Genomic DNA, 14,669 nt, shown 5'->3' with positions numbered 1-14,669 from the left:
CACAATGAAAAATTGGAAAATGAGAGAAATTGTCGTCATGTCCGTCATCAGTGTTGTATTTGCTGTCATTTATTTAGTATCAACTCATGCAAGCAATATAGCGGCAGGATTTTTCGGCCGGATGAGCTATGAGCCGATTTACGGTATCTGGTTTATCGTCTCGGTGATTGCCGCGTACATTATTCAAAAACCGGGAGCGGCTCTCGTTTCTGAAATCATCGCCGCGTTTGTGGAGTGCTTACTCGGAAATCCGTCAGGACCGATGGTGATTCTGATCGGGATCGCACAGGGAATCGGTGCGGAAGCGGTCTTTTTTGCGACACGCTGGCGGGTGTATACCCTGCCCGTGCTTCTTTTATCCGGTATGGGGTCTTCTGTGACGAGCTTCATTTATGACTTGTTCGTTTCCGGATACTCTGTTTTGAATCCGGGTTTATTAGCCGTCATGCTTCTCATCCGTCTGGTCTCAGGTGCGCTTCTTGCCGGCCTTCTCGGCAAAGCAATCAGTGATGCGCTGGCTTACACAGGGGTGCTGAGCGGCATGGCGCTCGGAAAACAATTCAAGAAGAAAAAGAAACAGGTGAACCAAGATGCAGGCATGTGAGCCCCTTCTATCGGCCGGCCGTCTTACCTTTTCTTATGATCAGGATGAAAAGCCGATTCTTCAAAACGTGTCCTTTCAGCTCCGCAAAGGAGAGCGGGCTTTATTGCTCGGGCCGAGCGGATGCGGCAAAAGCTCGCTCGCTCTCTGTTTAAACGGTCTGTACCCGGAAGCATGCGATGGGGTTCAATCGGGAACCGTGTCTTTATACGGAACACCTCTTTCACATCTGACAGAACCCGCCGCCAGATCCATCGGCGTCGTGTTTCAAGATCCGGACCAGCAGTTTTGCATGCTGACGGTCGAAGATGAAATCGCCTTCGGCCTGGAAAATTTGCAATATACAAAAGAAGATATGGACGCAATCATCGATGACGTTTTAGAAAAATTAGAGATCACTCATCTGAAAACGCGAACGATCGCTTCGCTGTCAGGCGGTTCAAAACAAAAAGTGGCGCTTGCCTGTATCATTGCGATGGAACCGGAACTCATTATTTTGGACGAACCGACGGCACAGCTTGATCCATATTCCGCACGTGAATTAGTGCGGCTGATCAAAGATCTTCAAGCAAAAAAAGGCTTCGGCCTTCTCGTTATCGAACATCAGCTTGATCATTGGGCGCCGTGGATGGACAGGACGATTGTCCTTGACGAAACGGGTCAGAAGGTGATGGACGGAGAGACGGACGTTATCTTTGAAACAAAGGTTGAAGAGCTGATAGAGCTCGGCATTCCGATTCCGCGTGTAATCTCATTGCAGAAGCACGTCAGCATTCCTTTTACATTGTGTAAAGAAAAGCTGTTTCACGAACCTGTACCGTCTCTGCCCGAACCCCGGCCCGCCGCGCTTTCGGCAGAAGACGCGCTGAGCGTTCACGGGCTGTCATTCTCAAGAGGAGCAGACGTCATTTTTCAGGATGTGAGCTTTTCCGTAAAAAAAGGTTCAATCACCGCGATTGCCGGTCCTAACGGAACAGGAAAATCCACGCTCCTTTCTGCCGCGGCCAAGCTCATCCGTCCGCTGGGCGGAGACATCAAAATAGACGGCAGACCGATTGATTCCTATTCTGAAAAAGAGCTGCGGCGGCTGATCGGATATGTTTTCCAAAATCCTGAACACCAGTTTGTCACAGATTCCGTCATTCAAGAGCTGATGTTCGGTTTTGAAAGCAGCAGAGCCGCAAAGGAGAAAGCTCTTCAGCTGTTAACCCGATTCGGCCTGAGACGCCATGCCTCACAGCATCCGTTTTCTTTAAGCCAAGGACAAAAACGCCGGCTCAGCGTCGCAACGATGCTTATGCACAATGTGAACGTTTTGATGCTTGATGAACCGACTTTCGGACAGGATGCCAAAACGGCGCGGGAGTGTATGCAAATGCTCCGTGAGATTCAAAAGGAAGGAACGGCTGTTTTGATGGTGACACACGATATGGAACTCGTCTCAGATTATGCCGACACGATCCTTGTGCTCTGCGGCACGAAACTGGTATTCCGGGGAACTCCCGACGCTTTATTTTCTGATAACACCAGGATCGCCGAGCAGGCGCATTTGGCTTTGCCGCTGCGGTATGAATGGATGAGACACGACAGGAGGCGGAGAAATGAACTTGCGGCTGGAGGCTGTTAATCCGTCAATAAAGGCGGCGGCTGTATTGTTATGCGTCATAATGCTGTCGTTTATTTATAATCCGTACACCCCTGCTTTGTTTTATATCATCATTGCGGGAGGCGTCCTCTCGGCGGGTCGTGTGCCGCTGAAAAAATGGCTGCTGTTCACGATTCCGTTTGTCATTCTGGCCTTCGGTTCTTTATGGACAGCCGCCGTATTCGGAAACGTCCCGACAACCGGAAGCAACCTGCTGTTTAAGCTCGGGCCGATTGCCGTCAACAGTGATAACGCGGCGCTCGGGATTTCTATCGCGTTTCGTATTTTATGTTTTTCCGCTTTGTCGATGATGTTTCTTTTCACAACCGATCCGATTCTGTTCATGCTCAGTCTGATTCAGCAGTGTAAGCTGCCGCCCAAGCTTGCATACGGCGTTATCGCGGGGTTCCGGTTTCTCCCTCTTCTGAAAGATGAAATCCTGATCATCCGGCAGGCGCACAGAATCAGGGGCGCGGCGTCTGATTCCGGGCTGAAAGGAAAGCTCTCCGCCTTCAGGCGCTTCACCATTCCGCTATTGGCAGGCGCAATCAGAAAGGCGGAACGCACGGCGATCGCGATGGAATCTAAAGGCTTTACGGGGAGCCGAAACCGCACGTTTTACAGAACTGTTACCGTGCGCCGCGCCGACTGGTGCTTTTTCCTGCTCGTGCTTCTGTTATTCGGCGCAAGCTGGCTCATTTCATTGTTGTTTGTATAAAAACAGGCCGCCGGAGTGATTCGGCAGCCTGTTTTGTTATGTATGTTATTGATGATAATTGAGAGCCTGAGCGAGATTGGACTTGATCGTAATATCTGAGAAATTAATGCCGAGCTGTACGGCGGTTTGAGCGATTTCCGGCCTGATTCCGGATAAAGTGGACGTGACGCCGATCAATTTCAGCGCCTCAACTAATTTAAAAATCTGATGCGCCACCATCGTATCGACAACCACTACACCCGACAGGTCAATTAGCAGATGTTCAATCAGCCGTTTTGCACATGTGCTCAGCGTATTTTCAAGAATGAATTTGGCGCGCTCCGTGTCAATATCGCCGACAAGCGGCAGCAGCGCCGTCCGTTTGCTCAGTGTGATAACCGGCGAGCTTAACTCCAAAATCATTTCTCTTTGCGCATTCAGCTGCATTTTTGAGTTATGCTCGGCATGATCGACAAACGTGTAAATCGTAAAATCAAATACTTGTACAATTAAATTCTCCCATTTCTTCCTTTCTCCCTGTGCAAACGAAGATTCATGTTTATCGGCAAACGCATCATAATAACTGACATATAGTCTCCGGTTTCTCATGAATTCACGGACCACATACTGGACGGGAGTATCCAGATGCTTCTGGTCTTTCGCAAGCTCAATCACCCACCGCTCGAACTCTTCTAAAAATTCTTTTTTCGGCATGATATACATTTTATTAATATGCCGGTAAAATTCTTTATCCTGCTCCGTCAGTTCTTCTGTGATGATGGGATTTGTCAAAGAATAAATCGAATTCGGATCCGAATCTTCCATCGTTTCGATCCACTCTTTCGCAATTTGATCCACTTGTTCTGAAAAATAGTTGTATAATGCTTCACTTATCTTCATATCTCTTCTCCTTTCCCATTTCCAATTATACCGTCAGCGGATCATGAATGAAAATAAAAGCTGTTAAACTATCCATATATTTGAAATTTTTTAGTGCGATAGATTACGCCTTTTTTATGAAAATGCTTCAAATGACTCTTTCCGGCCGGCATGCTCTGCCATAAAATAGTAGCAACACCCTTGTATCCACTCGCAAGCATAAAAAAGGAGGGCTTTTTTATGAATGGTGAAATGCATTTGATTCCTTATGTCACGGATGAACAGATCATGGAGGTGAACGAGCTTCCAGAGGGGATTAAAGTGATTAAGGCGCCAGAGTTGTGGGCAAAAGGGTTTAAAGGCAAGGATATTAAAATCGCGGTGCTTGACACAGGCTGCGACATCAATCATCCTGATTTGAAAGACCGGATTGTCGGCGGGAAAAACTTCACCGATGATGACGGAGGCAAAGAAGACGCGATTTCCGATTATAACGGACATGGGACACACGTTTCCGGAACGATTGCCGCCAATGATTCAAACGGCGGAATTTCGGGTGTCGCGCCGGAAGCAAGCCTTTTAATCGTTAAAGTTCTCGGCGGTCAAAACGGCAGCGGCAAATACGAATGGATCATTAACGGCATCAACTACGCCGTTGAACAAAAGGCAGATATCATTTCCATGTCACTCGGCGGGCCAAGCGATGTGCCTGAATTGAAAGAAGCCGTCACAAATGCGGTAAAAAGCGGTGTTCTGGTCGTTTGCGCGGCAGGAAACGAAGGCGACGGAGACGAGCGTACAGAGGAACTGTCGTATCCGGCCGCTTACAACGAAGTGATCGCAGTCGGATCAGTCTCAATCGCCCGTAAATCGTCTGAATTTTCAAACGCTAATAAAGAGATTGACCTGGTGGCTCCGGGAGAAAATATTCTCTCCACCCTTCCCAACCATAAATACGGGAAGCTGACGGGCACTTCAATGGCCGCCCCGCATGTGAGCGGAGCGCTTGCCTTAATAAAAGGGCTTGAACAGGACGCGTTTCAGCGGACGCTTTCTGAGGCTGAAGTCTACGCCCAGCTCGTGCGGCGGACCCTTCCTTTGGACATCGCCAAAACATTGGCCGGGAACGGATTCCTGTATTTAGACGCGCCTGAAGTGCTGATGGAAAGAGCCGAACAGGCACAGCTGCTGTCTTTCTGATATTTTTCTCATATAATGATTGATCAGCTTGTCACATCACCAATTTTTAAAATGTGAGATTTTCTATTGACAGTGATCTGAATAAGCTGATAAGATAACCAACAAATGATGTAACTTTTCAAAAAAATTGAAATATTTTCTCTTATCGAGAGTTGGGCGAGGGATTGGCCTTTTGACCCCAACAGCAACCGACCGTAATTCCATTGTGAAATGGGGCGCGTGATTTTTGCGCCGAGACGACTGTCTCATAAGGCACGGTGCTAATTCCATCAGACGTGATCTGAGAGATAAGAGAGGCTTGCATTTTGAAGTTAAAGCCTCTTTCTCTCATGAGAAAGAGGCTTTTTTGTTACATCTCACTTAAAGGAGGAAACTTAATGACAACAATCAAAACTTCGAACCTCGGTTTTCCGAGAATCGGCTTGAACAGAGAATGGAAAAAAGCGCTTGAGGCTTATTGGAAAGGAAACACTGACAAAGAAACGTTTCTTAAAGAACTTGACGGTTTATTCTTATCAGCTGTCAAAACACAGCTTGACCAACATATCGATATCGTGCCGGTCTCTGATTTCACCCATTATGACCATGTGCTTGATACCGCCGTCAGCTTTAACTGGATTCCGGAAAGATTCCGCAGCATCACGGATCCCGTTGATACATACTTTGCGATTGCCCGCGGTGTAAAAGACGCCGTTTCCAGTGAAATGACGAAATGGTTTAATACCAACTACCATTACATCGTCCCTGAATATGACGAAAGCATTGAATTCCGTCTGACGAGAAACAAACAGCTTGACGACTACCGCCGGATCAAAGAAGAATTCGGAGCGGAAACAAAACCTGTCATCGTCGGTCCGTACACATTCGTCACACTTGCGAAAGGATACGAAGAATCAGAAGCGAAAGCGATTCAAAAACGCCTTGTTCCTCTTTATGTGCAGCTGCTGAAAGAACTTGAAGCTGAAGGCGTAAAATGGGTTCAGATCGATGAGCCGGCCCTTGTGACAGCTTCTTCTGAAGACGTCCGTGCCGCAAAAGAACTCTATGAAGCGATCACAAAAGAGCTTTCAGGACTGAATGTCCTCCTGCAGACATACTTTGATTCGGTTGATGCATATGAAGAACTCGTTTCTTATCCCGTACAGGGAATCGGGCTTGACTTCGTGCATGATAAAGGCAGAAACCTTGAGCAGCTGAAAAAGCACGGCTTCCCGAAAGATAAAGTGCTGGCAGCCGGTGTGGTCGACGGACGCAACATTTGGAAAATCGATGTTGAAGAACGCCTGGACGCGGCTCTGGATATCCTCAGCCACGCTGATGTTGAGGAGTTATGGATTCAGCCTTCAAGCAGCCTTCTGCACGTGCCGGTGGCGAAACACCCTGACGAGCATCTTGAAAAGGATTTGCTGAACGGCCTGTCATACGCTAAAGAAAAACTGGCGGAACTCGGCGTCTTAAAAGAAGGGCTTCTGTCCGGCAAAGCGGCCGTCAGTGAGCAGATCGAAGAATCAAAAGCGGCACTTAAGGCTTTAAAAGCATTCGCAACAGGAGCGAACTCAGCTCAAAAAGAAGAGCTGAATCAGCTGACGGAAAAAGATTTCTCCCGTCCGGCAAGCTTTGAAGAACGATTGGCGCTGCAGAATGAATCACTCGGTCTTCCCCTTCTGCCGACGACGACAATCGGAAGCTTCCCTCAATCTGCAGAGGTGCGGAGCGCACGACAAAAATGGCGCAAAAAAGATTGGACGGATGAACAGTACCAAGCCTTTATTAATGCGGAAACGAAGCGCTGGGTTGACATTCAGGAAGAAATCGGCTTAGACGTGCTCGTTCACGGAGAATTTGAGCGGACGGACATGGTCGAATACTTCGGTGAAAAACTGGCCGGATTCGCCTTTACGAAATATGCATGGGTGCAGTCTTACGGTTCACGCTGCGTACGTCCGCCTGTCATTTTCGGAGATGTCGAATTTATCGAACCGATGACGGTAAAAGATACGGTCTACGCCCAATCGCTGACGGAAAAACACATGAAAGGCATGCTGACGGGACCTGTCACCATCTTAAACTGGTCATTCCCGCGTGTGGATATTTCAAGAAAAGAAATCGCCTTCCAGATCGGGCTTGCCCTCAGAAAAGAAGTAAAAGCGCTTGAAGATGCCGGTATTCAGATTATCCAAGTGGATGAACCCGCGCTCCGCGAAGGACTGCCGTTAAAAACGCAGGATTGGGATGAATATTTAACTTGGGCCGCAGAAGCATTCCGGTTAACGACGTCTTCTGTGCAAAATGAGACGCAGATTCATACGCATATGTGTTACAGCAACTTTGAAGATATCGTAGATACGATCAATGATCTTGACGCGGATGTCATTACAATCGAACACAGCAGAAGCCACGGAGGATTTTTAGAATATTTGAAAGAACATCCTTACGTGAAAGGCCTCGGACTCGGTGTATACGACATTCACAGCCCGCGTGTGCCGGCAACTGAAGAAATCTATCAAATTATTGATGACGCGCTTGAAGTGTGTCCGACTGACCGCTTCTGGGTAAACCCGGACTGCGGACTGAAAACAAGACAGCAGGAAGAAACCGTTGCGGCATTAAAAAATATGGTCGACGCCGCGAAACAGGCACGAAAAAAACAAGCTCAGCTTGTATAAAAAAACAGCCATCCGCAAATCGCGGGTGGCTGTTTTTTCTGGGCGTGCTACTTATTCTTCAGCGCCTTCGCAAGTTCACTTAGTGAATCATGCTGCTTAATTTGATAGCCCCGCCCTTCTTTTTGCAAATACCCTTTTTGGCAGAATTGCGTCAGCACATGCAAGAGATGACGGTAAGATACACCCAAATAATCACAGACCGTTACGTGCTTCTCTTTATAAACCCCTTCATAAGCCGTCTGCAAAATAAAATCGGCCAGCCGGTTTTCAAGCGGGAACGCCAGACTTTGTGAATATTTCGAAGCCATAAGCGTTGCCTTCGCACTTAAAAACTTAGCCAATTCACGCAGGAATTTCGCATCCTGCAGCAATTGCGCGCGGCAGCGGTAAATAGGCAGAGCAAAACAAACAGTCTTCGCTGAGGCTTGAATTCCTTTTGTGTAATACACTTCATGTAATAGTTCCATCTCTCCGATGTAATCATCTTTGTTGATAAAATTAATTAAAGAAACTTTCCCGTTTTGGTGGGTTACATATATTTTCGCTTTTCCTTCAATCACGTAAAACAGGAAGTCAGGCCTCCTGCCCTCTTGAATAATCCATTCGTCCCGCTCATATTCGCGCACTTCCATAAACTCTTCAGCGGGGAAAGAGAATAAATGCGCGATTGAGTGTTTTTCTAACTGATGCCGCTTTTTCTCGCCTTTATAAACTTCCATCGTCCACCCCAAAAATATGAGATATCTCATATTGTCTTTATGTCTTTACATGATAACATGCCAATTAAAGGAGGAACGGGAATGAAAGCATATCGCTGGATGAGTCTGCATTTTTTTAGTTTTTTTATGACATGGGGTGTTTTTCTGCCCTATTGGACGGGATGGATGGTGCATATAAAAGGGGTTTCCGTATCCGAAGCCAGTTTCATTATGAGCCTGGGCTTGGCGGCAAGAGGGATTTCCACATTATTATTCTTCCCTTATTTATCAGGAAAATTCAGCAGCAAAGCCTTATTAAACGGCGCCAGAATCGGGACGCTTCTCGCACTTTTATGTTATATTCCCGCTGATTCTTTTCAAAGCCTGCTTCTTGTCACATTAGTGCTGCATGTGTTTTACCCTGCTTTAATGCCTGCTTTAGACAGCGCTTGCGGCGTCCTTGTACAGCATAACGAATTAAAGGCCTATGGGACAAGCCGACAGTGGGGGTCCGCGGGTTTTGTTTCAGCCGGCGTCATCCTGTCCGTCTTTACAGGTATATTCGGAGATCAAGCGATTTTATGGGCACTGCTTTTGGGCACCCTGATATTCGCATGCCTCAGCTTTATGCATGCGCCAGCTGTTCTTTCAAAACGGCCGGAAACAGACCGCGCAAGAAAAGAGGGCATGTTTGCCTTATTCCGCATCAAATATTTCGGTCTGGTGCTCGCAATCGTTATCTTACTGCAGGCGGCACATGCATCTTACTACAATTACGGTTATCTCTTTTTGCAGGAAATCGATGCCCCCGCATATGCCATCGGAATCATTATCAACATCGCCGTTATCGCGGAGATTATCTTCTTTGCAATCGCTGACCGATACTTTCATCAATTTACAGCAGGCTCTTTGCTCGCCTTGGCGGCGCTTGGTGCTACCGTACGCTGGATACTCGTATTTGCATTTCCGCATGTCATCATTTTCTGTATTGCGCAGACGCTGCATGCCTGTTCATTCGCGATGGGACACTATGCATTTATGAAATACTTAATTAAAAATATTTCACCCGCGCAAATCCCGAAAGCCCAAGGCATATATTCAGCGCTTGCTCTCAGCTGGAGCACTGCGGTATTTACTATTTTCGGAGGTTTTTTATATGAAATTGAACCCCGGTATGCCTTTATCGGAATGATTGTTTGTACGATCCCATCCATGCTTCTCGCCCTTTTATACAGAAAACTTGAAATGAAAAAGAGAGTTTTTACAGGAAACGCACAAGATATATAGCCATCGCTTTATAGACGATCACATGTCCCGCTGTCATTTTGACCGATTTGCGAATGCTGTGCGATGTATTTTCTCTATATTTAAAGTATTTCCTTCATATATGTTGAAATCAAAAACAGTGGTATAACCCGCTCAATTGGTTTATAAAGGGAATCCATTCAGAAACTTGGACAGAATCAGTGAATATACTGATACAGTACTGCTTACGCTCATTTCGGGGAACTTTGTTCGTAATAAAATGATTTTCAGCCAACTCATAAGGAGGGACATTGTGTCACAGCCTAATTTGCCCAATATCACCCCTGTCGTTACACTTTCCAGAGACGATACCATTAACCTTCTTCTTTCGTCAATTGCTATGGAAGAGCTGGGAATGGCACATATTCTGAATGCGGAAGGGGAAAAAATCCAATACGCGCTCGGAACGATTCCCGGATTAACAGGGCCCCCGTCAAGTCTTGCGGATATTCTTAACCTGAATGAGAGCGTCCGTGATACGCTTGACAGCTTAATGAAACAGGAGCTTCTTCTCGGTTCAAAATTGGACAGTATCTCAAATATCCCTACACTGGCGGGACCGACTGGTGCTACGGGGCCGACGGGACCTACGGGAGCAATCGGACCGGCCGGAGCGACGGGGCCAACCGGATCGATCGGACCGACGGGGGTCACCGGTGCGGGCCTTCAAGGGATTGTTGCTTTTAATCCGCTGATTGCTCCCACTTACACAACCGGACAGGTTGTCTTGTATAACGGAAGCTCTTACGTCGCAAACGTAAACAGCCCGGCGGGAACCCCTGGAGCCTCAGCTGACTATACACTTTTAGCTGCGGCGGGAATCACCGGCGCTACTGGCGCTACCGGACCGACCGGAAGCACCGGCGCTACTGGCGACACCGGACCGACTGGAATTACCGGTGCTACTGGCGGTACCGGGCCGACCGGGATCACCGGCGCTACTGGCGCTACTGGACCGATCGGAAGCACCGGCGTTACTGGCGACACCGGACCGACTGGAAGCACTGGCGCTACTGGCGGCACCGGGCTGACTGGAAGCACCGGCGTTACTGGCGACACCGGACCGACTGGAAGCACCGGCGCTACTGGCGGTACCGGGCCGACCGGAAGCACTGGCGCTACTGGCGGCACCGGACCGACCGGAAGCACCGGAACAAGTCTGACAGCAACTTCCGGCTATGCGAGCAATACGGGCGGCGGTGTTGTCGCAGTTATTGTCGGCGGCACGACCATTTCCTTACCGAATGAACAAAACCTTTCGGCAGATATTACGGCTAATGCCGCAAATACCATATTTACCGTTGCTCCGGCGGGACGGTACTATATTTCCTACCATATTAATTTAACGGCCGGCTTGCTTGTAAGTTCGCGTATTTTAATCAACGGCACTCCTCCTGCAAGTTCGATTATCGCCCCGGTCGCGTCTTTGGCAAACTTTAATAACTCCTTTATTGTGACTTTGCCAGCAGGCAGCACCATCCAGCTTCAGCTGTTCGGATTATTGGGTGCGGCCACATTGCTTGGAGGAAGCGTCGGTGCAGCTTTAAACATTATTCGATTATCTTAATGGAACATGCAAAAAAAGGATCAAGCGTTTGTCCGCTGATCCTTTTTTAATTGAGACAGAAGTTCTTTCGCGGGTTTAAATTGAGGATTGAACTTCACGGATTTTTTGGCGTAAGCGATGGCCGTCATATCATGGTTTAATGCAGAATGGCATTTTGCCATATAATAAAAGGCTCTGAAATCGGCGGCACCTTTTAACATTAAGTGATCAGCGTTTTCTCCTTCAACCTGCGTTCCGTTTTCAAATGCTTTGATTGCCGCTCTGTACTTTTCCAAATGATATAATACAAGGCCTTTATAATAATGAAGATTGCTGTAATCAGGATATAGCTTGAGCACTTTTTCAATCCCTTGTTCGGCTTCTTCATACCGTTTGAGCTCAAGCAATATTGTATATTTCAAATAATACAGGAGAGACGGAGGCATTCGTTTTTCGCTTAAAAATTGAAAAATTGAGCCGTTGACAAGATGTAATGCTTTTTCATAGTCTTTGATTCTGTAGCATTCACTTGCCAAATGATAGACAAGCCACGGATCAGGATTTTCCTCTGAAAGCTCTTCATTTAAAATGCTGATATTCCGTTTATGTTTTTGCTTGATCTTTTCTTCCTGCTCCAAGTAGCCGTAGTGATGAATCACACATGGGAGCGTGAAAAAAGCATTGTTTTCTTCCTCATTGGGAGCCGAGATATTCTCGTGAATTCTGCCTTGATACAGAAGGCCTTTATGATTGCGGAACAGTCTCGGCTGCATGCTTTCAAACGCTTCGTTTTCATCGAGCTGCTTCCCCGTATAATTGATGATTTTCAAAAGGCCCCGGCTCGGTAATCCGTCATGAAGCAGCGAAGTTAAAAAACGGCCCGTCTCCTGATCGAGCTCTTCATCCGCGTCAAGCACTAAAATCCAATCTCCTTCGGCATGCTGCAGGGCGTAATTTCTGGCCTTTGCGAAATCATTCTCCCATTCGAAATCAAACACTCTTGCCTGAAAACTTTTGCATATATCTTTTGTATTATCTTGTGATCCGGTGTCTGCGATGACGATCTCATCAGCGATGTCTTGTACACTTGATAAACAACGGGAGATGTATCTCTCCTCGTTTTTCACAATCATGCAAAGAGTCAGTTTACATTCAGCATTTCCGCTCATTTTCTCACCTTTCCCGATTTTGGAGTTGTTGATTGAACCAAGGCCGTTCAGGAGTGCCGTTCATCGTGATGATGACAGGCCGCACCCATCTGACGGCAGGTTCGGCAGTTTCCGTATTCCATTCCTGAAGCTGCCTGACAGCCCGCTTCGTAATCGGATGCGCCCGGAATTCGCGCGGGCTTTCAGAAATGAATTTTTTCGTTCGTTCCGTAACTGTCTTCATTTCAAGAAAGTGCCGCTCATACATCTGCTTCTGCTCTTCTTCCAAGCTGATCATTAAAAACAGACGGCCGCCTGTTTCCATCTGCCAGCGGCACAATGCGGAGAACAGCCTGATTTCTTCTTTGTAATTTGAACCCCTTCTTTTATCCACGGTCACAGATAATATATGTAACAGCGCCATCGTGAGACAATGCAAGGCTTCAAAAGATGCCTGTTTCGCTTTTGAGATGCTTGGATACGGCATATGCTTCACCCGTCTCTTTTTTTATGAACGCTCCCCGCCTTTTTTCTTCCAACCGCAGTCCTCACAATCCCCGCACTCACAGCAGCCAATGCGGCCGTAAAACAGGCCGTCACACGGATCTTCCGGATCACTGGGATCGTCCGGATTCCACGGGTCATCAGGATCGCCTGGATCACTCGGATTGCTCGGGTCGTCCGGATTCCACGGGTCATCAGGATCGCCTGGATCACTCGGATTGCTCGGGTCGTCCGGATTCCACGGGTCATCAGGATCGCCCGGATCACTCGGATTGCTCGGGTCGTCCGGATTCCACGGGTCATCAGGATCGCCCGGATTACTCGGATTGCTTGGGTCGTCCGGGTCCATACAGACTTCAGAATCCTGTAAGAAGATAATGTCCTCAAGCTTCGTCTGCAAAAGGAGTTGTGATTTCATGACGGTGCGCAGGAGCCGTTCAGTGCTTCTATTGATTGATGACAATTCCTCCAAGGAGGGATCGCCGGAAGCGCCGAGAAACATTTGAATCCTTTCCGCTTCCGCCTGCAGAATATGGGATAGTCCGATTTCTTCCATAGCCACGGATGAAAGAAGGAGGTTCAGGGTCTCACATCTGGAGAGTGTAATGTCGGGGGTGATGTTCGGTATGTTTGGAAGAGACATCGATTTCTCCCTCTTTTCTCTTGGTGTCATTATGCAAAAGTGCTATATCGTATTCTTATTCCGGGAGAGAAGAGATCATTACTGATGTTTTCGTTAATAAAATATCCCGGATATTAAATCCGGGATATTCGTTCGGTTATTTATTTTAATTCAAGTTTGACGTCTACATTTCCTCTTGTTGCTTTTGAATACGGACAGAACTCGTGAGCGGCATGCACTAGCTTCTCCGCCGTTTCTTTGTCAAGATCTTTTGTATCAATGACGAGCGTTACGCCGATTTTGTAACCTCCGTCACTCTCATCTTTTAAAAGGCTGACCTGTCCTTCAATTTCAGAGGTCATGTCGATTTTTTGTTTTTGGGCGGCGAGCTCAAGCGCTCCCCCGAAGCAGGCAGCATATCCTGCCGCAAAGAGCTGTTCAGGGTTTGTGCCGGTTTCTCCGTCTTTTTTTGCATTCGGCATGATGATGTCAAAATCCAGCACCCCGTCTTCGGATTTAATATGTCCTGCTCGTCCGCCGACTGCGGTCGCTTTTGAAGTAAATAATGCCATTATTATCAGCCTCCTCATTGTACTTACTGTATATATTGCCCCTGCTCATATTTTTAAACATGAGGAATAGGAAATGGGCCGTTTTTCGGCTACAATAGGGGTAACGTTAACAAACAAAGAGTTGGTGAAAGAAGTAATGGCAGAAAAAGATTTTGAACATATGAAACTGGAGAATCAGCTTTGTTTTTTGCTGTACGCAAGCTCAAGGGAAATGACGAAACGGTACAAACCGCTGCTTGATAAGCTCAACGTAACTTATCCCCAATATTTGGCGCTGCTTTTATTATGGGAGCACGAAGAACTGAATGTGAAACGGATGGGTGAGCTTTTGTACCTGGATTCCGGAACGCTGACACCGATGCTGAAACGGATGGAGCAGCACGGAATCATCATGAGAAAGCGGTCGGCTGAAGACGAGCGATCCGTGACGATCAGGCTCACAGATGAAGGACGGGCCTTGCAGAAGACAGCGGCGGATATCCCCATTGCCATGCTGGAACAGACGGGACGGTCAAAAGAGGAATTAAAGCAGTTAAAACAGTCGCTTTATGAGGTTTTGAATACGCTGCACGGCAAAAAATAAGGA

14 protein-coding genes and 1 riboswitch are annotated in these 14,669 nt (G+C 47.4%); of the genes, 8 read left to right on the top strand and 6 right to left on the bottom strand.

Going from position 1 to position 14,669, the window contains the following annotated elements; genetic code table 11:
* The first annotated feature begins 4 nt into the window (after positions 1–4).
* From NYE28_RS06755 to NYE28_RS06745, 3 genes are read left to right on the top strand one after another with little or no spacing between them, the layout of a single operon-like run.
* Positions 5–604, top strand: coding sequence for an ECF transporter S component (locus tag NYE28_RS06755; RefSeq protein WP_069007511.1), 600 nt, complete (start codon positions 5–7; stop codon positions 602–604).
* Positions 591–2,228 (top strand): ABC transporter ATP-binding protein, encoded by a 1,638-nt coding sequence (locus tag NYE28_RS06750; RefSeq protein ID WP_160223004.1) that lies wholly within the window; start codon positions 591–593, stop codon positions 2,226–2,228. Before NYE28_RS06755 ends, NYE28_RS06750 begins: the two co-directional genes overlap by 14 nt.
* Complete coding sequence (locus tag NYE28_RS06745; protein ID WP_022553447.1) at positions 2,203–2,964, top strand: energy-coupling factor transporter transmembrane component T; 762 nt, start codon at positions 2,203–2,205, stop codon at positions 2,962–2,964. Before NYE28_RS06750 ends, NYE28_RS06745 begins: the two co-directional genes overlap by 26 nt.
* A gap of 45 nt (positions 2,965–3,009) precedes the next feature.
* On the opposite strand, the gene NYE28_RS06740 is transcribed toward NYE28_RS06745, so the two are convergent.
* Positions 3,010–3,843, bottom strand: coding sequence for an STAS domain-containing protein (locus NYE28_RS06740; RefSeq protein WP_025284633.1), 834 nt, complete (start codon positions 3,841–3,843; stop codon positions 3,010–3,012).
* A 219-nt stretch (positions 3,844–4,062) separates the two neighbouring features.
* Between NYE28_RS06740 and NYE28_RS06735 the strand changes: the two genes are divergently transcribed.
* Together NYE28_RS06735 and metE are read left to right on the top strand one after the other, a co-directional pair.
* Positions 4,063–5,022, top strand: a complete 960-nt coding sequence (locus tag NYE28_RS06735) for a S8 family peptidase (protein WP_007407222.1) — start codon at positions 4,063–4,065, stop codon at positions 5,020–5,022.
* Positions 5,023–5,161: 139 nt separating this feature from the next.
* Positions 5,162–5,316: riboswitch (SAM riboswitch) on the top strand.
* An 83-nt stretch (positions 5,317–5,399) separates the two neighbouring features.
* The gene (gene metE, locus NYE28_RS06730) at positions 5,400–7,688 is read left to right on the top strand and encodes a 5-methyltetrahydropteroyltriglutamate--homocysteine S-methyltransferase (protein ID WP_060561787.1); all 2,289 of its coding nucleotides are present in this window, start codon (positions 5,400–5,402) and stop codon (positions 7,686–7,688) included.
* Positions 7,689–7,735: 47 nt separating this feature from the next.
* Here the strand turns inward: metE and yeiL are convergent, their stop codons facing one another.
* Positions 7,736–8,407 carry a transcriptional regulator YeiL gene (gene yeiL / locus NYE28_RS06725; protein ID WP_076423997.1) on the bottom strand — a complete coding sequence of 224 codons (672 nt, stop codon included), beginning with the start codon at positions 8,405–8,407 and terminating at the stop codon, positions 7,736–7,738.
* A gap of 81 nt (positions 8,408–8,488) precedes the next feature.
* Between yeiL and NYE28_RS06720 the strand changes: the two genes are divergently transcribed.
* Both NYE28_RS06720 and NYE28_RS06715 read left to right on the top strand, forming a co-directional pair.
* Positions 8,489–9,673 (top strand): MFS transporter, encoded by a 1,185-nt coding sequence (locus NYE28_RS06720; RefSeq protein ID WP_160223001.1) that lies wholly within the window; start codon positions 8,489–8,491, stop codon positions 9,671–9,673.
* A gap of 271 nt (positions 9,674–9,944) precedes the next feature.
* The gene (locus NYE28_RS06715; RefSeq protein ID WP_094031674.1) at positions 9,945–11,258 is read left to right on the top strand and encodes a hypothetical protein; all 1,314 of its coding nucleotides are present in this window, start codon (positions 9,945–9,947) and stop codon (positions 11,256–11,258) included.
* A 20-nt stretch (positions 11,259–11,278) separates the two neighbouring features.
* On the opposite strand, the gene NYE28_RS06710 is transcribed toward NYE28_RS06715, so the two are convergent.
* The 4 genes from NYE28_RS06710 to NYE28_RS06695 all read right to left on the bottom strand — a co-directional run bounded on the left by NYE28_RS06710 (position 11,279) and on the right by NYE28_RS06695 (position 14,083).
* Complete coding sequence (locus NYE28_RS06710) at positions 11,279–12,406, bottom strand: glycosyltransferase (protein WP_094031673.1); 1,128 nt, start codon at positions 12,404–12,406, stop codon at positions 11,279–11,281.
* Positions 12,407–12,410: 4 nt separating this feature from the next.
* Positions 12,411–12,872, bottom strand: coding sequence for a hypothetical protein (locus NYE28_RS06705; protein ID WP_012117388.1), 462 nt, complete (start codon positions 12,870–12,872; stop codon positions 12,411–12,413).
* Positions 12,873–12,893: 21 nt separating this feature from the next.
* The gene (locus NYE28_RS06700) at positions 12,894–13,532 is read right to left on the bottom strand and encodes a hypothetical protein (RefSeq protein ID WP_113629800.1); all 639 of its coding nucleotides are present in this window, start codon (positions 13,530–13,532) and stop codon (positions 12,894–12,896) included.
* Positions 13,533–13,672: 140 nt separating this feature from the next.
* Positions 13,673–14,083, bottom strand: a complete 411-nt coding sequence (locus NYE28_RS06695; protein WP_003154758.1) for an organic hydroperoxide resistance protein — start codon at positions 14,081–14,083, stop codon at positions 13,673–13,675.
* A gap of 73 nt (positions 14,084–14,156) precedes the next feature.
* Between NYE28_RS06695 and NYE28_RS06690 the strand changes: the two genes are divergently transcribed.
* Entirely contained in the window at positions 14,157–14,666 is a 510-nt protein-coding gene (locus tag NYE28_RS06690) for a MarR family transcriptional regulator (protein ID WP_015417314.1), read from the top strand.
* The last annotated feature ends 3 nt before the right edge of the window (positions 14,667–14,669 follow it).

It is taken from the genome of Bacillus sp. FSL R5-0443 (genome assembly GCF_038608285.1).
Taxonomy (GTDB): Bacteria; Bacillota; Bacilli; order Bacillales; family Bacillaceae; genus Bacillus; species Bacillus velezensis.
Note: the sequence above shows the minus strand (reverse complement) of the source record. Positions and strands in the feature narration are given on the sequence as shown.

Bases quoted from the DNA above. Each gene is read 5' to 3' on its own strand.
- NYE28_RS06695 (WP_003154758.1), bottom strand. From the start codon at position 14,083: ATGGCATTATTTACTTCAAAAGCGACCGCAGTCGGCGGACGAGCAGGA.
- NYE28_RS06690 (WP_015417314.1), top strand. From the start codon at position 14,157: ATGGGCCGTTTTTCGGCTACAATAGGGGTAACGTTAACAAACAAAGAG.
- NYE28_RS06745 (WP_022553447.1), top strand. From the start codon at position 2,203: ATGAACTTGCGGCTGGAGGCTGTTAATCCGTCAATAAAGGCGGCGGCT.
- NYE28_RS06710 (WP_094031673.1), bottom strand. From the start codon at position 12,406: ATGAGCGGAAATGCTGAATGTAAACTGACTCTTTGCATGATTGTGAAA.
- metE (WP_060561787.1), top strand. From the start codon at position 5,400: ATGACAACAATCAAAACTTCGAACCTCGGTTTTCCGAGAATCGGCTTG.
- NYE28_RS06735 (WP_007407222.1), top strand. From the start codon at position 4,063: ATGAATGGTGAAATGCATTTGATTCCTTATGTCACGGATGAACAGATC.
- NYE28_RS06705 (WP_012117388.1), bottom strand. From the start codon at position 12,872: ATGCCGTATCCAAGCATCTCAAAAGCGAAACAGGCATCTTTTGAAGCC.
- NYE28_RS06720 (WP_160223001.1), top strand. From the start codon at position 8,489: ATGAAAGCATATCGCTGGATGAGTCTGCATTTTTTTAGTTTTTTTATG.
- NYE28_RS06700 (WP_113629800.1), bottom strand. From the start codon at position 13,532: ATGTCTCTTCCAAACATACCGAACATCACCCCCGACATTACACTCTCC.
- yeiL (WP_076423997.1), bottom strand. From the start codon at position 8,407: ATGGAAGTTTATAAAGGCGAGAAAAAGCGGCATCAGTTAGAAAAACAC.
- NYE28_RS06755 (WP_069007511.1), top strand. From the start codon at position 5: ATGAAAAATTGGAAAATGAGAGAAATTGTCGTCATGTCCGTCATCAGT.
- NYE28_RS06740 (WP_025284633.1), bottom strand. From the start codon at position 3,843: ATGAAGATAAGTGAAGCATTATACAACTATTTTTCAGAACAAGTGGAT.
- NYE28_RS06750 (WP_160223004.1), top strand. From the start codon at position 591: ATGCAGGCATGTGAGCCCCTTCTATCGGCCGGCCGTCTTACCTTTTCT.